At 35.2% G+C, this 18,863-nt stretch carries 18 protein-coding genes; 5 read left to right on the top strand and 13 right to left on the bottom strand.

What is annotated here, in order from left to right; genetic code table 11:
* Positions 1-33: 33 nt before the first annotated feature.
* Entirely contained in the window at positions 34-528 is a 495-nt protein-coding gene (locus FTT77_RS13370; protein WP_005028665.1) for a hypothetical protein, read from the bottom strand.
* A gap of 243 nt (positions 529-771) precedes the next feature.
* On the opposite strand from FTT77_RS13370, the gene FTT77_RS13365 reads away from it, so the two are divergent.
* Genes FTT77_RS13365 through FTT77_RS13355 form a run of 3 tightly spaced genes read left to right on the top strand, consistent with a single transcriptional unit; the run spans position 772 to position 3,657 of the window.
* Positions 772-2,784 (top strand): peptidoglycan DD-metalloendopeptidase family protein, encoded by a 2,013-nt coding sequence (locus FTT77_RS13365; protein ID WP_005028664.1) that lies wholly within the window; start codon positions 772-774, stop codon positions 2,782-2,784.
* 22 nt (positions 2,785-2,806) lie between these two features.
* Positions 2,807-3,217 (top strand): hypothetical protein, encoded by a 411-nt coding sequence (locus FTT77_RS13360; protein WP_005005820.1) that lies wholly within the window; start codon positions 2,807-2,809, stop codon positions 3,215-3,217.
* A gap of 14 nt (positions 3,218-3,231) precedes the next feature.
* Positions 3,232-3,657 (top strand): hypothetical protein, encoded by a 426-nt coding sequence (locus FTT77_RS13355; RefSeq protein WP_005028662.1) that lies wholly within the window; start codon positions 3,232-3,234, stop codon positions 3,655-3,657.
* Between the two features lie 52 nt (positions 3,658-3,709).
* On the opposite strand, the gene FTT77_RS13350 is transcribed toward FTT77_RS13355, so the two are convergent.
* From FTT77_RS13350 to FTT77_RS17485, 7 genes are all read right to left on the bottom strand, one after another.
* Positions 3,710-4,354 (bottom strand): hypothetical protein, encoded by a 645-nt coding sequence (locus tag FTT77_RS13350; RefSeq protein WP_005028658.1) that lies wholly within the window; start codon positions 4,352-4,354, stop codon positions 3,710-3,712.
* Positions 4,347-5,903: a UvrD-helicase domain-containing protein gene (locus FTT77_RS13345; protein WP_044100668.1), complete on the bottom strand. Its 1,557-nt coding sequence runs from the start codon at positions 5,901-5,903 to the stop codon at positions 4,347-4,349. The genes FTT77_RS13350 and FTT77_RS13345 overlap by 8 nt, the downstream gene beginning before the upstream one ends.
* Before the next feature lie 3 nt (positions 5,904-5,906).
* Positions 5,907-6,464, bottom strand: a complete 558-nt coding sequence (locus FTT77_RS13340) for a hypothetical protein (protein ID WP_005028652.1) — start codon at positions 6,462-6,464, stop codon at positions 5,907-5,909.
* Positions 6,464-6,904 (bottom strand): hypothetical protein, encoded by a 441-nt coding sequence (locus FTT77_RS13335; RefSeq protein ID WP_228254382.1) that lies wholly within the window; start codon positions 6,902-6,904, stop codon positions 6,464-6,466. The genes FTT77_RS13340 and FTT77_RS13335 overlap by 1 nt, the downstream gene beginning before the upstream one ends.
* 141 nt (positions 6,905-7,045) lie before the next feature.
* On the bottom strand, positions 7,046-7,720 hold the full coding sequence (locus FTT77_RS13330) for a hypothetical protein (RefSeq protein ID WP_005028648.1): 675 nt from the start codon (positions 7,718-7,720) through the stop codon (positions 7,046-7,048).
* Between the two features lie 12 nt (positions 7,721-7,732).
* Entirely contained in the window at positions 7,733-8,638 is a 906-nt protein-coding gene (locus FTT77_RS13325) for a hypothetical protein (RefSeq protein WP_005028646.1), read from the bottom strand.
* A 122-nt stretch (positions 8,639-8,760) separates the two neighbouring features.
* Positions 8,761-10,290: a Type IV secretion system protein IcmP/DotM gene (locus tag FTT77_RS17485; protein ID WP_024160802.1), complete on the bottom strand. Its 1,530-nt coding sequence runs from the start codon at positions 10,288-10,290 to the stop codon at positions 8,761-8,763.
* 1,269 nt (positions 10,291-11,559) lie between these two features.
* Here FTT77_RS17485 and FTT77_RS13310 point away from each other — a divergent pair.
* The gene (locus FTT77_RS13310; RefSeq protein ID WP_005028640.1) at positions 11,560-12,396 is read left to right on the top strand and encodes a ParA family protein; all 837 of its coding nucleotides are present in this window, start codon (positions 11,560-11,562) and stop codon (positions 12,394-12,396) included.
* Positions 12,397-12,405: 9 nt separating this feature from the next.
* Positions 12,406-13,467 carry a ParB/RepB/Spo0J family partition protein gene (locus tag FTT77_RS13305; protein WP_024160785.1) on the top strand — a complete coding sequence of 354 codons (1,062 nt, stop codon included), beginning with the start codon at positions 12,406-12,408 and terminating at the stop codon, positions 13,465-13,467.
* Positions 13,468-13,512: 45 nt separating this feature from the next.
* Here the strand turns inward: FTT77_RS13305 and FTT77_RS13300 are convergent, their stop codons facing one another.
* The 5 genes from FTT77_RS13300 to FTT77_RS13280 form a co-directional block, all read right to left on the bottom strand.
* The gene (locus tag FTT77_RS13300; protein ID WP_024160786.1) at positions 13,513-14,340 is read right to left on the bottom strand and encodes a hypothetical protein; all 828 of its coding nucleotides are present in this window, start codon (positions 14,338-14,340) and stop codon (positions 13,513-13,515) included.
* Positions 14,337-15,443 (bottom strand): ParM/StbA family protein, encoded by a 1,107-nt coding sequence (locus FTT77_RS13295; protein ID WP_024160787.1) that lies wholly within the window; start codon positions 15,441-15,443, stop codon positions 14,337-14,339. Before FTT77_RS13295 ends, FTT77_RS13300 begins: the two co-directional genes overlap by 4 nt.
* Before the next feature lie 305 nt (positions 15,444-15,748).
* Complete coding sequence (locus FTT77_RS13290; RefSeq protein ID WP_024160788.1) at positions 15,749-17,044, bottom strand: ATPase, T2SS/T4P/T4SS family; 1,296 nt, start codon at positions 17,042-17,044, stop codon at positions 15,749-15,751.
* A gap of 27 nt (positions 17,045-17,071) precedes the next feature.
* Positions 17,072-17,881 (bottom strand): type IV secretory system conjugative DNA transfer family protein, encoded by an 810-nt coding sequence (locus FTT77_RS13285; protein WP_024160789.1) that lies wholly within the window; start codon positions 17,879-17,881, stop codon positions 17,072-17,074.
* 37 nt (positions 17,882-17,918) lie between these two features.
* Positions 17,919-18,365 carry a DotD/TraH family lipoprotein gene (locus FTT77_RS13280; RefSeq protein WP_024160790.1) on the bottom strand — a complete coding sequence of 149 codons (447 nt, stop codon included), beginning with the start codon at positions 18,363-18,365 and terminating at the stop codon, positions 17,919-17,921.
* Positions 18,366-18,863: the final 498 nt, after the last annotated feature.

The following is an 18,863-nucleotide window of genomic DNA, read 5'->3' as shown; positions in this document are numbered from 1 at the left end:
TAAGCACCATTTTTTTTATCAAAATATTCATAATTAAAAGTTGATTTTCTGAATGTTGTTTTTGTTTGTAGAGTTAAAAATAAATCTACGAACGCCGATATTAACAAGTTGCTGTTGATCTTTCTCTAGCTGACCAACTGCATGACTGTAAGCACGGTTCAAATTGTTATATGAACGGTTTTGCACAAGTAAGTCAAAGTTGTTGATACGCTCTTCTTCTAACTCAATTTGCTTGTTATTAAGCTCGATGTCTTTTGCTTTCATTTGGGCGCAAACATTGTTGTACTTGTTCGCCAGCTCATTGTGCTTGCTTGTAACGTCATCAATGTGTGCGTTCGCTTCAGTAACCAATTCGTTGTACTGATTTGTAATACCTTTGATTCTGTTTTCTAGCATTTCAATGTGAGCTAACAAGGCATTTTCATTCTTCATGTGTACTTTGTTTTGGATTAAAAAGTCTAATCCCATTGAAGCACGGTCAATCGCTTGGTCGAAAGTAGCGCTTAAAACGTGTGCGTGATTTAACATATTTAGATACCTCACTACTTTTATTAAATTAAAATATTAAAACCATGTAACCTTATTCTTAAACCTATCAATAAGATTAACGCTATATGTATATACTATCTTAAAACAAAACCTAAAAACTTTTTTTAAAGTATAAAATAAGTATTTAATCGTATATACTTAATCCGTCCACTTAGCTATTAGGGACATTTAATAAGAAGTTAATTTATTTTAAGAACTTCCTTTAAGCCTGGCGATTCACTTATGAAATTTAAACCCTCATTTCAATTAAAGCCCTTGAGCTGTGGCATTAAAGTCGCAATTTTAGTGACTTGTTCGGCTTTTATTTATACCGCTAACGCCGATCCTATTTCTGAAAACGTAACCGCTACAAATGCTAATACGGCAAAAGTTCCTAACAACGCTCAAAAAATGATTTTCCATAAATATTCGATCATGCCGAATGATGGGCGCCGTAGTGCTGGTCGTTTTGGTGAATTTCGTTTGCGAGGGGGCGCTGCTGGTAGTCATAACGGTATTGATATTAGTCGTGCGAATCCTAATGACCTTACACTTAAAGCAATTGGTTCAGGTTCTATTGTCTCTTATGACACACGTTCATCTGGTGCAAGCAACCAATCAACCACTAACCCACTAATTATGCAGATGGATACTGGCGATCGAATCATGTATCGCCATACTGATCCATCGTATCAAAAAAAATATAACGCTTACCCTGGTCAACGTATTCAAGCTGGTCAAAACATCGCACACATGTCAAATAAAGGCTGTGGTTCATGTGCCGTGCATTTGCACATTGAATATGGTGTAAAGGCAAAACGTGGGCTAGATGTTTGGCTGAATAAAAACTTAGATCAAGTTTTTAAAAATCCATCCATTGCACTTCAGCAACGCGTTAAAGGATCTGCGCCATATGTGGGTAGTTCTGAATATAAGTTAACAGATCCTACGCCATATTTACCTCAAGACGTTGTGATTAGTGTCTCGCCACAAGGACAAGCATTAGAAAACAAATACACACCGTACTTGGGTAACACCATTAGGACTCAATGGAATGCCTTATATTCATCATCAACAGGAATCACCCTCCCCGTTTCTTCATCGGTAGATGGCATTGCAGTAAAACAAGGCAAAAAGCTTCCAGCACTTGCATTTAGTGGCGATGTTTCGATGGATGCTTATGGATCTGCACAAGTGCAAGTCGCTCAAATGATTGCTGACGGTACTATCTCACCTGAAGCAGCTGCAAGCGGTACCATTTATGCAAATGATGTTGCTCAATATGCACCGCCTAGAACTATTTTTGGTGGTACGGCTGATGATGTGGGTTTTGATATTGGTGCACTTAATTCTACGCCAGCAGAATTAATTGAAAACATTGGTACTGGACGTTATGGCAACTCTAAATGGTTTAATGAATTAGCAACTATGTCGATGATGGGGCTTTTGATTGAAAAGCTAAACATTATCAATGCACAAAACTATTTGACTAAAGAGATCCATAAACAAAATGAACGCTTAGAGGCTCTTTTGGCAGCTTATACAGCGTCAGAAACTCAACGCTATTCTGGCCGTGTAGATGAACTTTATACGAAAGCTGAACAACCAACTGTTATTCCTGAAGTAGCAGTAGTTGAAATGAAACAGCTTTTTGAGGAAGGTGGAAACGGGCAAGTTTATTCAGATGCACAAATCTTAAAAGGTGGACAAGGTACTCCAGATCGTAAATGTGGTTGGGGTATACCAGGTGCTTTTGGTGCGGTTAAAGATGGTATTAAACGTGTTTCTTTAAAACATGGTTATAACCCTAATGACGTTGCAGCTATTCTTGGTTTTGAATCTGCCGGTTTTAATCTTAAAATTGACAACAACGCTGGTGCATATGGTTTAAGTCAATGGACTAAAATTGGTATAACAGATATTAATGCTTCAGATTTAACAGCGAGAGGAATACCAGCTTCAATTAAATCAAACCCTAAGCAAATCACTACACTGAGTGCTCAACAACAAGTCGAATTATTAGATTTATATCTTGCAGTAAAAGCACGACAACGTAAAAGCGACTATAATAATAAAACAATAGCTGGGTTTTATGCTCTAGTTTTAGGTGGACCATATAAAAGCCCTAGTCGTGAATATAATGCGAACAGAAACCTCGATAGAAACCCTCGAGATGGTGTTGTGACTTTAGCTGAAGCCGTTACATTTGAAGGTATTGTTATGCGTTTATGCCCTTACTATTCTGAATACCCTTAATAGAGCAATTAAAGGAAATATTATGAAAAACAGATTTTTGTCTTTATTGGGTTTTAGCCTTTTAGCATGTGCATCTTTTAATGCTAGTGCTAATACTAGCTCAGACTCTATTCGTGCTGAACTTGAAAAACTGCGCTTAGTAAACGTTAAATGTGCTGCGGTTTCTAACGATCCATTTGATGCAAAACACCTAAATTGCTATACAAATGTTTATAACCGCGCAAGTCAGCTTGGTAGCCTTGCTTCTAAATATATTAATAATGAAGAAGCTCCGCGTGTTCTAGCTGATCACAATCGAAACTTTACTCAGTTACTTGCTAACTGCGATCAGTTATACGCTGGCCAGACTGCAAAGTACAAAACACTAAGCATGCAATGTAAAGCGACCAATAAATTAGGTTGGGCAATGTTTATTCCGGCATTAATGAAGTAATAAAGGATCAGGTTATGAAAAAGTTTTTAAGTTTAGCTTTGTTATGTGCTGCTACCATTATTACGTCATCTGCCAACGCTGGTTATAAGACCAAAGCTGAAGCTATTCAAGCTTATAACAAGGTACAAGCTGAGTATCAAAAATGCGTGTTTAATTATAATGAAGCGCGTGATTCTGAGTACGGTTCACCAGAACTTAAGTGCAATACACCATACAACCAATCATTAACACGTTTCATCAAAGACGTTCGTGCGGAAAGTCAAAAGAATGCTGCAGCTTGGCAAGCAATCAATACACAACATATTAAATTTAGCCAAAACTGTGATAGTCAAACTATGGTGAGCTCATACAATCCATCGTTTTTTATTCGTCAATCTTTTATGTGTGAATCCTCTGCTTTTACATCTTTAGCACAAGTGGCAATCGACCTTTCTTATTAATTTCAAAACATAAAAAGGGCATCTATAAGATGCCCTTTTTTGTCGTTTGGTTTTAGACTTTTTCTATAATTGTTTCGGTATCTGGTGTTTCAACTTCAAACCCAAAGTGAAGATTACCGTATTCAATTGCTTCTTCTACCCAATGCAAGCCCATGTTTTGCTCATTTCCTACTTTGCTTGAATCATAAGCCTCAAGGGGCATCACCCTCTTAATATCATTTTCGATGAAAAAATATGTATAACAGTGAGGGTGCACATATATTCCATCAAAATAAAATGGAATTAAATATCTCCCCTTTAATTCCTTAAACTGCTCAATTGTATGTTTACTTGAAGCAATTCCACCGCCTGAATCTATGACAATGCTTCTAAAAGATCCTGAAGGAATATCAACGATAGCCAGGCCATCGAACGTTTCTACACCATTTAATATCTCTTTAGTTTTGAGATAAACACCTGGTTCAAAATGGCGTTGCTTGAAATTAAAATCTTCCGTGAAACTAAAGATTGACTTTGTTTCCTTTTCAATTAGATGAAACATTTCAAGAAGTGGTGTGATTATATCTGCGACCTGTGAGCCCTTTTTCTTAACAAGCTCCATGATATACGGTTCGTGATGAAACTCTCCGCGAATATAACTAGCATTGTGACATGCCTGAAACACTCTATTTTGCAGAACTTCAACTTGATTAGGCATTTGAAATCTCCGTATTTTTTGAATTTAAGTGTTCCAATAAATCATTAATGCCATCTGTAAATAATATGTTTTTGGCTCGTGTTACGGTCACATACAACAGCCGTTTTTCATCTGCAGAAATCATTAGCTTTTTATCGAGAATTTTATAGTTAAAGCCTTTTGCGATTAGGACATTATCCCACTCTAAACCTTTACTCTTGTGTGATGTGCTAATGACCAAAGTGTTTTTTGGGTCAGTTTCATCATCAGCCATACTATTTTCTAACGCCCACTCAATCACTTGCCATGAGTATTGGTTTGTTAGATTCAGAAAGGTTTTTAATTCTGTAGTTGCCCCCTCCACTTCTCCAAACACTTGTATATGGTCCACAAGCTCTTGGTAGGAAGAAAAGTTTTGAAGCTCTTTACACGTTGGCCGTTTATTTGCTCTCAGTTGAAAAATCCCACTGAAAATATCTTTACTGCGCTTTCCATCAACCTCAAGACGTATTTTCTTTTCGCCATTAAGGTAGCCATGAAACTTAAAAAAGTATTCAAAAGCCGTAGCATTTGTTCTACAAATAATCGCGTTCAATGAAGATGGTGCATAACTTGATGTACTGAAAGTGGTAACTTTTGACGTTTTACTTGGTAAACCTTTTAACTGTCTGGTTTCACCAAAAAGTTTATTGAGAAGTAGATTAGCTATATCTGCAACTGCATTACCAAACCGAAACGACTGTTCTAAGTACAATGCTTCAAGATCTAGGTTCTGTAAAATATCTTTCGCACCCCTAAAGCCATATATGCTTTGGTATGGATCTCCAACAAAAATAACTTTTGCTTTTTGACGTTTGAGTACGTCTAGTATTAATTGGTCACTATCTTGGCTTTCATCTACCATCACGTAATCAAAATCAAGTTGTGGTTTTTGCAGTACCCACCACTTGAGATAGTAATCGTGTGTAATACCATAATCACCGTTTGGATCAACTACATCATTCCAGATCATTTTCGCAATTGAAGTGATTTTATCTTCAAGAACGTCATTGCGCTTAATTGATGTTTGTTCTTTTAAAGCTATGTAAGCATGATCATTGGTAACAGTCTGATCCACTGTCATACAAAAATAACGTAATGTATTAAGGATAATCAGCGCTAATGTTAGATCGGTGAGTTGTCGGTTTTTCCCGTTGTACTGAAATCGAATGTTTTCAAGCTTAAACTTTTGAACAATATCTTTAGGAAGTAACGTAGGTTTGTTAATCTTATTTTTCAGCCAACCAGGTATATTTCTGTAAGCTAGAGAATGGAATGTAGAACATGTGACTGAATTCAGCCCATATTCAGCGAATTTTTGATTAGCTTCATCTGCCATCTTTTTATTAAATGATAGATATAGTCCAAGCTTACCTAGTTGTTGCAAAGCACTACTACAATGGATCAATGTCGTAGTCTTACCAGTACCAGCAAAAGCAATCAATTTAAAACTGGTTTTTAGTCGTGTTGCTTTATCAATTGCTCGTTGCTGTTCACTGGTAGGTTTTTGAGTAATTTTCTTCACAACCATTGCTTAATTTCGTGCTAAAAAAGAACTTGGTTTTTTGTTTTTCATTACAAGCACATCGCTTTCAACAATTTGCATCTGGCTTGCTAAAAAGTTAACTTGTTGCTTCAGTTCGTTTATATCGCTTTTTAGTTCAACTACTTGCACTTGCATCTCAAGGTTTGAATATTTGAGCTTGTTATTCTCAGTTTCTTTCTCTTTTAGTGCTGCCTGTAATCTTTTGATTTCCTGTTGGCTCTCTATGTTAGCCACATTAATATTGCTCTTGCTTTGAATATTTTGTGCTTGAGAAGATGTACTCTCAATTGCAACAGGTGTTGGCTTTGGTTGTACTGTGCCATTATATTTGGTTGTCTCTGAGATCTTATCCCATAGTGAATATGTGCGTAATGGCGCTGGTATATTTTGATTTGGTGTTGAAAAACTGGTGCGTAAAGCATTTGCACTGTCTTTAGATACAATGTCTCCAGAACTATTAATTTCAGTAAAGCCAGCATAAGCAAGTGAAACAACTGTTGAAACTGCTATTGCACCAATTACCTTAAAATAGTTTGATTTCTTCATTAGAATGCCCCTTTCAAGCGCTTATTTTTTGCCGTTTGATTTGATGATTTTCGAGTGATTGTGTTGTTTTCTAAATTGATAGAAACACCTACATTCATGACCTGATTTTTCTGTGGGTTGTATTGAATAAAGACCAGTTCTTTTGCATATTTCTTTGCGTGTGTTAAACGTTCAGCATGAATTTCATCAAGATTAAATCTGATTTGCATTCGCGATATATACAGCTTGAATAACTGATCATTTACTTCAGCTAAATTTAAAACTAAGCCTTTTTCATCTATAGAAGCAGACTCGAAAGTTAAATCATTTAAAAACCAATTTTCGGGTTGTATTAGTAAATAAAACTTTTCAACTTCGCTTGTGATTGCATATGAAAAACAAAACTCATTCACCTGATAGGTGCTTAAGCAAATGGTTTCATTGTTATAGCCACGTTTCATGTTTCGGTCATATGAGCTCAACCACCAAACTAAATAGTGTCGTGCTTCCAACTCTTTAACGGTTATTTGTGCTATTTCTGAGGCCTTTAGCTGTAATGCTTCAAGGTTTTCTATTCGTCTAGCTCTCATAGATATTTCACCTTATTTTTCTTGAAAGCATGAGTTATCAAAAGCCATTGAGTTAGGATCTAACCCCATGTTTTTAAGAGCCAAGGCTTTACCGTCAAGTTCAGGGTTATCAGATGTGCTTAGTTGTTGCGAACTTGTTTCTGAAGATGCATTTTTCTCATTAGTACCTGAACCTAAAAAGTAACCGCCTCCAGCAAAAACAACTACTGCAGCTACAATGCCCATAGCTGGCCAAGACGTTTTAAAACTAGAGAATCTATCTGCTAAAGATAAGCTGTATTTTTCTTCATTAGAACGTATAGGGCTGTCTGTAACATCAGCCTTATATTCATTTAGAGCTTGATGCCAAACTTCCTTTATGTAGCTCTGAAGTTCATATGTACTGAAACGAACCTTGCTTTTGTTTAAGTAATAGCATGGCTCACTTATAAGAATTTCTGTGTTTTCGTCAGACTTTAAGAAAACTTGTCCTCTAAACAAATTATTCTCGACCTGATCAAATCCTTTGATCGTTAATAGTAGATCCGTGGCCTTTGCATCTATATTGAAGATGCTCACCTGGCGATTTCTATCCGTATCTCCAGAAAGGTCAGAATCTAAAAACATAGACTCATTGTTTATCTTAGAGAAATAAGGTGAAAAGTTTCCGACAATCGATTGGAAAGCTTTCAATTGAGTTTTGTTCATCTCAATTCCCTCTTATTTGAAAATATAGTCAAGAGTGGCTGTTTCTGAAGTTCCTCTACGAGCTTCAACTTTTCCAGTCTTTTTATTTACAAAGATAGCAACTGGTACACCAGCAGTTAGTGGCTGTGGCTTTTGTCCAGCGCTACGAATTGCTTCTCGCTGTTCACGATCTTCTTTTGGCATTGCAACAATATCTTCGTGATAGAAGAAGATAGATTGAAGAGCGCCTAAGTGTTTATCCAACTCAGCAAGTTCCTGTGGTGTAGGAATCACTTTAATTGAGTTAATTTCTTCATCTGTTCCATTAAAGGTTTTATTAATAGTATCTTCAGATGGTTTACGAAGAATTCCAGCTGCTAATTGTTTTCCGTTTTCACTTTGGTTTAGAACTAAAGCTGGAATCCATTTAATAGTTGCACCGCTTTTAACGTATGAGCGAGAAAGGTTGAATGTTTCGTGACAATATTTACAGCGTGGATCGTAAATGATGTAAACAGTGTTGTTATCATTCGCTTTCCCCTCTTTAAACCCTGAAAGCGTTTTTACAGCTTTAAAGACTGGATGATTGTATGCACTGGCCAAATTCCCAACGGAAGCTGTTGGTTGTCGTGCTGGTGTATTCATTTTTTTTGCAGTTAATTTAAGAGGCTCAGATATATTTTTTTTAGTAGCAGAATCCCAAGCTGTACCATGTAAGATGACTTTTTCATCGGATGTTGTAAAAAACACCGCATTTTTCCCATTAGGTGCCTCAAGAATCCAAGAAGTTAAACCTCCACTAAAGGGTTTAACTTCTTTTACTTTGCCCATTTTTTGCATCTTAGAAGTAAGGTCCTGAGATGGTGCAGCGTAAGTAGAGATTGTAATAATACTAATAGCGCAACTTGCTACTATTTTAGTGAAATTATTTAAAAGCATTTTAGAGTATTACCTTTTAAGCCATGTTTTAGCAGTATAGTTAAAATATGGTTTTAAAAAAATAGTTAAATAAAAAAGACCGGTGTTTTAATACCGGTCAATTATAACTTATAAGTTTAAGACTAAAACCCTTTTTGCTTGTTTTTTTGTATTTCATCCTGTGGTATTTCTACGCTCACCATATCAAAAACATGATCGTCACTATACTTAAAATCATCTTTATCATTGTTTTTAGAGTTATAAGATCCGTTGTTTAATTCCTTGTCCGTAAACTCTACTACTCGAATAATACTGTTCACATCTTCAGCAGCTTTTTGTCTAGCTTCAGTCATGGCAAAACTCAATAATTCGTATTCAAAACCAACAAGGCCAATGTTAAAGTCTGGCTCTTCTAATGGCTTCCCTAATTTCACCTCAATTAGATAATGCGAGATTGGACCTAAACCCTCACTAAACAAAGACGGTCTACCAATATTCTGTATGAATGCGTATGCAGTTCGATTGTATAGTTTTAACCAGCGTATATCTGTTGGTGGCATTACACCTAGTTGTCTTGCTGTTAATACAACCTCACACAAAATAGTTCTTACATATGCATGGTTTTTAAAAATCTTAGTAGCAACGGGATGTTTAATGTATTTGTGAATTCTTTTTCTAAGGAAATCAAAATTAAACCCTACAAGCTTACGATCGCCCTCAACATACTGATTTTCAATTGCAAACAATGGGTTGTTAGGTATATTTTTTGTGCAAATATCCCAATAGTAATTAATTAATGTTGTTGAATCTTTTTTGATTTTACGGAACTCTTCATCATCCATAGATTCATCGGTTGCACATGCTACTGGTAAATACAAAGCTAGCAAAATTGTATCAACATCGGATAAATACGATAATTCATCGGGTGATGTTTCTTTTGAATTATCAAGGGTTATCCAAAGATCCCCTAGTTGTTCACGTAAGACATTTAAAAACTTCTCTTCATCTATGATAGGTACTGTTTCACTTTTATCATTATATTCTTTCGTTACTCCGTTGATTGTAATGTTCACAAGGCGCTCTTTAGTTCCTGTAATTAACTCATGCCTATTTGCAAACTCATAAGTTGAATCTAGCGCTTTAAAATGACCATTGTTCGTATCATATTTTGACAAGTCTAATGGACCAAAAACCTGTAAGTGTCTTTGGTTTGGAATTTGTTCCTCTATGAACTCTTCTAGGTTCATGCTTTTGATAAAGCCCCGTGCTGGATGCTCGCTGTTGAAGCGGTCATAAGCTTTCTTTATCCAAGGTGTTGCCAGCAAAAATATTAATAAATTCCATGCTTGACTGGCTTTTGAAATTTGAAAAATAGTGACTTCGCTAAACTTATTTTGACAAAATAATGGAAGCCAATTGTTTGTTGGTTTACATAGGTGTTCTGTTGAATACACCAACTCACTTAGTAAAGGCACGTAGTTAAGCCCGATAGCTTTGAATATGCTATGTATCCACCATAGAGGAATAATTAAAATGCCTTTTGTGTATACTAAAAACCCTACAATTTGAGGTTTATAAGCAAACCATACAGCCAAAAAAGCCACTAAAACCATAACAACAGTAAATATATAAATATGATTCTCATGTACAAGCTTATCTTTTGGATCTGCCATTTTATAGCCTATTAATATGTGTATTGTTGGGTATTATATAGTTAATATTGGTTTTAATCTAATTCCCCTTAAACCTTTTAAGGATTTTAAGTCTGGTTTTAAGCTCTTGACTAAAGTGGCATTTAATACCTTTTAAAGCTTAAATCAGGTCAATCTCAACACTAAGCCAGTATTCTTGGTCAAATACTAAAAAGAATGAATAAGAAGCCCTCCCCTACTAGACATTTAAGTGGATTAACCGCCTATATAATAAATTTCTCTATAAATATTGTTGGTAGTCTTTTTATTGAATAGGGCACTCCCCTACTCAGCTAATATAGATCATTTTCAGTTGTGCATTTCACAACGTCTACTCATTTATTTAACTGTAAGTAGTAGTAAGCCCTCCCCTCTTCTTGGCAACTCCATTTTTATCAGTCTGATAATGAATAAATCAACGATTTAGAATCGAAAAACCGTTATCAGCCTGATAATGAAAAAACCACGCCAAGGGATCTAAAGCTGTTATCAGTCTGATAATGAAAAAAACCATGCCAAGGAATCTAAAGCTGTTATCAGTCTGATAATGAAAAAAACCACGCCAAGGGATCTAAAGCTGTTATCAGTCTGATAATGAAAAAAACCACGCCAAGGAATCTAAAGCTGTTATCAGTCTGATAATGAAAAAAACCACGCCAAGGGATCTAAAGCTGTTATCAGTCTGATAATGAAAAAATCCACGCCAAGGGATCTAAAGCTGTTATCAGTCTGATAATGAAAAAATCCACGCCAAGGGATCTAAAGCTGTTATCAGTCTGATAATGAAAAAAACCACGCCAAGGAATCTAAAGCTGTTATCAGTCTGATAATGAAAAAAACCACGCCAAGGGATCTAAAGCTGTTATCAGTCTGATAATGAAAAAATCCACGCCAAGGGATCTAAAGCTGTTATCAGTCTGATAATGAAAAAATCCACGATTAAAAATCGAAAGCTGTTGTCAGTCTGATAATGAAAAAATCCACGATTAAAAATCTAAAGCTGTTATCAGTCTGATAATGTAAAAAACCACGCCAAGGGATCTAAAGCTGTTATCAGTCTGATAATGAAAAAATCCACGCCAAGGAATCTAAAGCTGTTATCAGTCTGATAATGAAAAACACATAAGATATGGACACATGTTAGGCATATAGATTGAAAAAGTTGAAATATATTAAAAATAAAGTGAAAAAGTATTTTAAATATTTTTCAAATATTGTATTGTTTGACTTTACTTGAAAGGTGATTGAAAAATGGAAAAGAACTCAGGAAAAACTTATATTTGTACAAGCATCCACTTTAAAGGTGGTGTGGGCAAAACAACATCTACGGTGAATTGTGCTGCTAAGCTTGGAAAATTAGGTTATACGGTTTTAGTAATCGACTTAGATAGCCAACGTAATGCAACAAAACATATTTCAAATGTTCCAGATATTAACGATATAGATGGCACTCTAAAAGATATTTTTGAAAACTATAAAACAATTAACATTCACGATGTTATACAAGGTCCAGATAAAACCAACTTTGAAAATGTGTCTTTGATTGCTTGTGCTAATAACATTCGTGATGTTGAAATCAATATTCAGCGTTCTAGTCCAGTTCCTAATGAAATTATTAGAAGTGTATTAAGAAAGATAAAAGGGGATTTCGACTTTATTTTGTTAGATTGTCCACCGCGAATGGAAACTCTAACTTTTAATGCTTTGTTAGCATCAAACAGTTTATTAATTCCATTACAGGGTGAATACAGTATTCAGGGTTTGGAAGATATACTTAACTCTATGGATGACTTAGAGACAAGCAATCCAGATTTAAAAATTCTATCGCCAGTACTAAACTTTTATAACAAGCGTAATACAGTGGATCTTACCTTGGCTGAAGATATTCGCAATGAATATGCTCAACCAAAATTGCAAGAAAAACTGGTAAATAAGGAATTAATCTGTATTCCAAATGCTACGGTTTTTAGTCAAGCATCATATGTTAAGTGTTCCGTATTTGATCTGGATGCTGGAAAAGAAACACCAGCAAAACAAGCAATTAATCAACTTGTAGATCTAATGGTTTCTGAATACAAAAAATTATAAGGTGCTGATATGAACTTTAAAGATAAAGTAAAAAGCATGAAAAAAACATCTGTTGCTAATGCAACAGGGAGTGATGCTCAAGTTACTGATGTAAAAGAAAATACAGCGACTCCAACCATAGAAGAGGGGAGTCTTAACCCACTAGCTAAGCGAGAAACAAAAAATATTGTTAGCGGATCTCATTTAGAATCAATCGACATTGATTTAATTGATCCATCACCTTATCAACCACGTATCATGAATAAACGTGTATATGAGAAGTTGCCAATTTTGGCTGCTGATATAGAAACTAATGGACAAATTAACCCGATTACAGTTCGACAGAAGGGTAATCGTTACGAGTTAATTGCTGGTGAGAGACGTTTTAGAGCAATTAAAGAGATTTTAAAGCTCAAGAGAATTACTGCTTTAGTTAAAACATCTATGAATGATGATAAAGCTGCTATAACAGCTTTATTGGATAATACTGCTAGACAAAATCTTTCAGATTTTGAAAGCATATTAAAAATCAAGCAATTATGTGAAGAGTTTGGTTATCCTTTTGAAAGTTATGAATTTGTTACTGAAAAATTTGCGATTGATAAGTCGAAGTATTTCCGTCTCAAATATATTCTAGACTTACCTGAGTTCATTTTGGACTCTTTGAACGAAGATCCTGAGCTAATTTCTGGATATATTGCTCAAGAAGTGAATACCGCAATAAATAAAGCTTTAGAAACTAAAACTGAAAAAGCAATTTTCGACTTGTTAAGACCAGAATGGGATAAATACGTTGAAGAATTTAAATCCACGGGCAAGCGTCATAAAGGATTTATAGCTATTTTGAGTGAAGAAGAAAAAGCAAATAAGGCGACTAAGCCTGAAAAAACTGAAGAAGCTACTACTGAAGAACAACCGAGTAAGATTAAATTCGATTTTAAGACAGATAAGGGCGTTAAATTTGGTTCTATGAGTTCTGAATGTGGTACCAAAGGTAAGAGTGTACTTAAGTTGCGAGTAGCCTTGGATGCAGATATTACAGAAGAGAAAGCTAGAAAAATTGAAGAGTTTTTTAAGAGCTTGAATGATTGAAGTTTCAAAACTTTGAATGAAAAAAACCGGCATTGCCGGTTTTTTTTATAATAGATCTGGATTAAAAGTCTGGTTAAGCCAATCCGAACTACTTGGATTGGTTACTGGTTTTGATTCAGATACGTTTTGACTTGGTTTAGCATTGTTAATTTCGGACGTTTCGGTATTTTGAGATGTTTCAACGGTAGGGGAGTGGTCCTGAATGTTTTTATGTTCAGTATGTTTAGCTTCCTTTATCTTAACTGCTTTTTGAACAGGAACCTCCTTGCTCTTGATAGAATTAGTTACGGGCTTTTTAGGTGATTGTTCAATTTGCTCCTTACTACTTTCTGGTATTTGTATGGATATATGATCAAGATACTTTTTTTCAAGATATTCAATATCGTACACATAGTAAGCAGTATTAAACTTGGTGTATGTTTCAACACAAGTACTTAAGCCAAACCTTAATAGGAAAGAATTGACAGAATATAGGCTTGCCATATCCTCATTAACTTCATACAACTTATAAAGGTATGAAAGCTCAATTAGAACCGCTATACCAGCATGTAAAACAGCAGTTATGTAATTTCTACGAAGCTTTCCTTGAGGATGTTTTTTAATTGAATTAAATAGTTTTTGATTTGCATTTTTATCTATTTTCATTCGTACAGGCTGTGCAAACGTCTCGTCTATTTCATTTTGCACTGGCGCATTTAGAAAAATCTTCTGCTTGTCAGTACAAAAGATAAATCCTAAATACAGCAGACTTAAACTAAAAGCGTTTAAGTCTAGACCTGGTAGATTTCTATTAACATTACTAATCACATCAAGATCTTCTCTTGTTAAGTGAATTAATTGATAGGATAGTTGTATGTAGTTTGAATCTGTCATTTGATTTCTGCGTACATTTTATACATGTATTTAGCTAACTTATATAAACCTTTAGCATTGGCGTACTCTGGTGATTCAGCGATTCTTACGTTCGGTAAGTCGTACTTTTCTTTAATCTCTTTTTCAAGAAAAGCTGCACCGCCTCCACAAAATAATACTAATGCTAAATCATCGCCTCCACCGATCTGTTTAGAGATAAAGTTATTTAATTCGATCATGAATTCGTTTTTAGCTTGCTGAATTAAACCTGTAATATCTTTGGCTTGAGATCCTATACCATAAGTTCCAGATTTTAGTGCGAAATCTAGCCAGTTAGCGTTAACTGTTTTATAGCCAGATTCAAGAATTAAGCTAGTGATTCGTTCATAGATGGTAAGAATACCAAGGTTACGTGATGTAGAACGATGGCCATCAAGCATGTTTCCTCCATCTAATGTGACTACAATATCAGTGGTTTTACCGCCAATATCGATTACAGCACATTCAGAACTTATTAAAAGATCACTATCTTCTGAACCGTTTCCGTGTACATCAATAATCTCATTAAAATAAGCTGTTTGAGCTTCACATTTAACAATATGTCTTTTAATGATATTAAGCGGTTTACCAGCTTTATGATCTTTTAAGTTGAAGCAAACATCACCATTGAGTAGAAAATTAGTTTTCATATCAATAAGTGGCATGTTTTTGGTTTTTTCAGGTGTGTAATAGCGACTAACAGGAAGTGAAGTAGCGATTGCAAACGCTCTACCATCATATGTTCCGATATGGTCAATATAGGCCTTAATTGCCTGGTGTATTAGTGCCTTGTTATATTCAGATGTCGGGTATTCGTCTGTTCTGGTATCCAGAGGAACACTACTATTGATCTTCTTACCAACTGTATAAAAGTTTTCATTTACTTTAACCACATAATAGTCAGTAGAATCCTCTTCGCCAGTGAGGACTTTTCCTGAATAAGCAATACTAGGAATAGTCAGTTTGATTTCATTTCCATCTTGATCTAGACCAGCATAAAGCTTTGTACCGCCATGTCCATCATCAATACCTAGAACAATATAACGTTCTTCAATCGCTGGTTTTTCATTTTGAGTATTTTTCATAAGTTTACCTTTCAATTTTTCAAGATTTACAACGAGTAACGTCTTCTACCGCGTCTAGTGTATTTATTGCCCCCAAAAACTAAGCGTCTAAGAGCAGAGGGGATATAGCTGTATTTGTATTTAAATACTTTTTCAATAACCAATGTTGCTACTATCAAGCCGATGAAAAGCATAAGTTTGAACAAGGAAAACTTAATAACAACAGCTAGAAAAGGTATAAACAAATATCCGTTTAAACCGCCCCATAGGATTAGATTTAATCTAAATTGCGACCAGTGTGCATATTGATCATCCATATTCGCCTCTTAATAAATCAGTTTGTAATAGTAGTCTTCATGCAAACGACCAGCTTTGAGTAGATCGTCAGCTTGTTTCCTGAAACTCTTACTGATGTTTGGATCTGAACCATCAGAATTAATCATTAACTCTCGAATAAACTTCTGTTGAGCATGAATATCATCAATTAAAAGCAATTCTTCTTTCAGTTGAGGTGATAAAATTAAGTGTTCCCTTACAGCAAATACCTTGCCGTTCACATCTTTAACAAGACGTTGAGCAATCAATGTATAAACTGAACCAATAATGTCAGCTGCAGCCTGAAGATGTTCTTCATGCTTAAAGCGCTTCAACATACGTGGAATAATTTTGTCTACGGTGGTTGCGTGAACCGTTGCAAAAACAGGGTGGCCAGTTAAAGAAAGTTCTAGAGCTGCAGAAATTGTTTCTTTATCTCGCAATTCACCGATTTCAACTGCAGCAGGACGTCTACGCATCGCCTCTCTATTTGCATCCGCAAAAGTCTCGAAGTTATTGGGGATTTCGCTTTGACTAACAATACTGTGTGTGCTTTCAATTGCGTCATACTCGTATTCGATAGGCTCGTTGTGAGTCAAAATATTTCCACGAATATGAGTATTATTTTCCAACACATAGCGAATATTTGAAGCTAGTGTTGTACTTTTACCAGAACCAGTGATTCCGCCAATGATGTAGCAACCATTGTGAGGTAGCGATCTTTTAATGAAATCTTCATCTAAACCCACTTTTGAAAAGTGAGGGGGAATGCCAGAAATTGTACGTAACGTTATCTGAAAAGAATCTCCAGATCCACGATACGAAGTTCGAGATACGTTCACACGAAAGTTATAACGAGTTTCCTTACCTGAAGCGTCTTTCTGCAGAATACGATATGCCTTATTAATAAACTTATTATTAATAAGGACTAAGTAGGCATTTTCATCAGCAATCGTTCTTAGGATGTGTAGAGCTTCATCACGATTGATAATACGGTGTGTTAACGAATATAACTCCAAGTCTTTCATCATTGTGATGGGGCGATCTGGACTAATGAAAATATCTGAAGCACCATGAGCTAATGCTTCATATAGAAGACTTTCAAATTCATCGCGACTTTTAAACCCTTGTTTCGGATCTTTGTATGTCGTTATGGCTGTTAATGTAGCCAAACCAAAACCACGGCTAGAATCGTAGTCTTTGCGAATGTCTTTGGTAGCTGTCAGAATCTTATTTTCAGATCCTTTAATCTTGTTAACATCAAATAATGCAGATTTTGCTTTTAATGTCGAAACCTTCATTTGCATTTAAAACTTCCAATTGAGTTAGCGAACTTAAGGTTCGCTAACAAGGTTAATTTTTGGAATTTGATAGCTAGGTGCAATTTGTTCAGGTTGGAGAATTGGTTTCCAAGTTTCAATATTTGAATTGAACTGCGGTAATTGTTGGATTTGAAGCAATTTCATATCAAGAGCAATAGTGTCTTGTGTAGAAGAAACAGCCAGTGATTGACTGCTAATTGCTGGCATTGATAACTTGCCCTCTAAAACAAACTTATGGAAAGTAACCATCCCCAAATAATCTCGTTTAAGACGATCTACTGCATCTTCAACAATATTTCGGCCCTCAACTAAACCCATTTCATAAGACTTAGCAGCAGTCTCTTTCCATATTTTTCGTTCTTGTTCGTTAGCTGGTAACATTTCTTTCGGAATGAAAGTCACGTAATCAACATTGCTATCAAGTGTAGGGAAAACAAGGTACTGACGCCAATCAGGTGCACGAGTACTGAAACGAGCTTGTTTCAAGATTTTATAAGTCTGCTTAGTCGTCTTGTACGACATGGCATTAGGTGTCTCAGTTACATCTTTTGATTCAATAATAACCGGGGGAACAACAACATCTTTGATCATGTAAGGTTTAAAGTTAAAGATTGTATCAAGGTTACGCTCTTGGCTTTTGATGACCTCACGAGCGTTGCTTAAATAAGTATTGATCCCTAACTTAATACCTTTTTGCTTAACTAATTCAAGCATGGCTTCATAACGAGCTTGCTGTTCAACATTACTAACATGAACTTCTAAAGAAGACTGGTTAGATGGGTTTAGTAGCTCTTGTAATGAAGCATTATTAGAGTAGTCCATAAAAACTCCAGATATGTATAAAAGGATTTAAAGGGTATTAGTTATAAGTCAATAAAATACTTTTATTTTGATGATCTAGAGTTATCGAAGCAGTATTTAAATATGCAGAAACATCGCGTAAAGCTTCTACACCAGTAAGACGCTTTTTATTAAAATTAACAATTGGAAGCTCATGAGTAGGACCAGCTTCTACAAAACGGTATCCGTATTGGCTAGAAATACTTTTAATTAAAGGTATTGGATCGCCTATGTAGTCGATATTTAAAAGGTCATGGTTGATGCTACCTTGTTTCTTCTGAACAGTTTGCATTTGAATTGCAGAAGAGTTCTTTAAGTTCTGTTGTGCAATTAAAGCCTCTTGAGATGCTTCAGATATAATAGATAAAGGGCTTGCTACGTTTAATTGCGTTACATCACGACTAGCACACCCAGACATCATTAAACCAATTACAAGAACGCTTAAAAGCTTTTTATTGTGCTTCATTTTTACTCCGGATTAAGTGGGTATAAAGACAAAATGATTTTAGTCTAAAAACTATTAAAATGCACTTTATTAATTATAAAAAATCCCTTAAAAGGTATAAAGCCGACTTTTAGGCACTCGCTTAAACCTAATTTATAAGCTTTAACGTATATCTAAGGGCGTTCTTCAGGCAGTCGTACCTGGCCTAAACAAGACAAATCTGTAAAAAATACTCTTTTTAAGTGCATTGTCTGTCCAAAACAATGCTTTTTTTTAGTAGTACCTATCTGAAATGGAAATACAACGTACTTTTTTCAATCAATTATAGAGAGTAAATGAGCTCTTATAGTTTGCTAGACGTCTTTTATATTCCTTTATAGTCTTATTCTTTCTTTTTATTATCTTTTCTATTCTTTTTTGTTCTTTTTTTAGAATATAATTTATACAGAAAATAACAAAGTACATTTATTCTTTTTTTAATTAAAATATTATTAATACTGTAATTTATATTTTACAGTA

The sequence above is a fragment of the Acinetobacter sp. YH01010 genome (genome assembly GCF_013420775.1).
Classification (GTDB): domain Bacteria; phylum Pseudomonadota; class Gammaproteobacteria; order Pseudomonadales; family Moraxellaceae; genus Acinetobacter; species Acinetobacter amyesii.
Note: the sequence above shows the minus strand (reverse complement) of the source record. Positions and strands in the feature narration are given on the sequence as shown.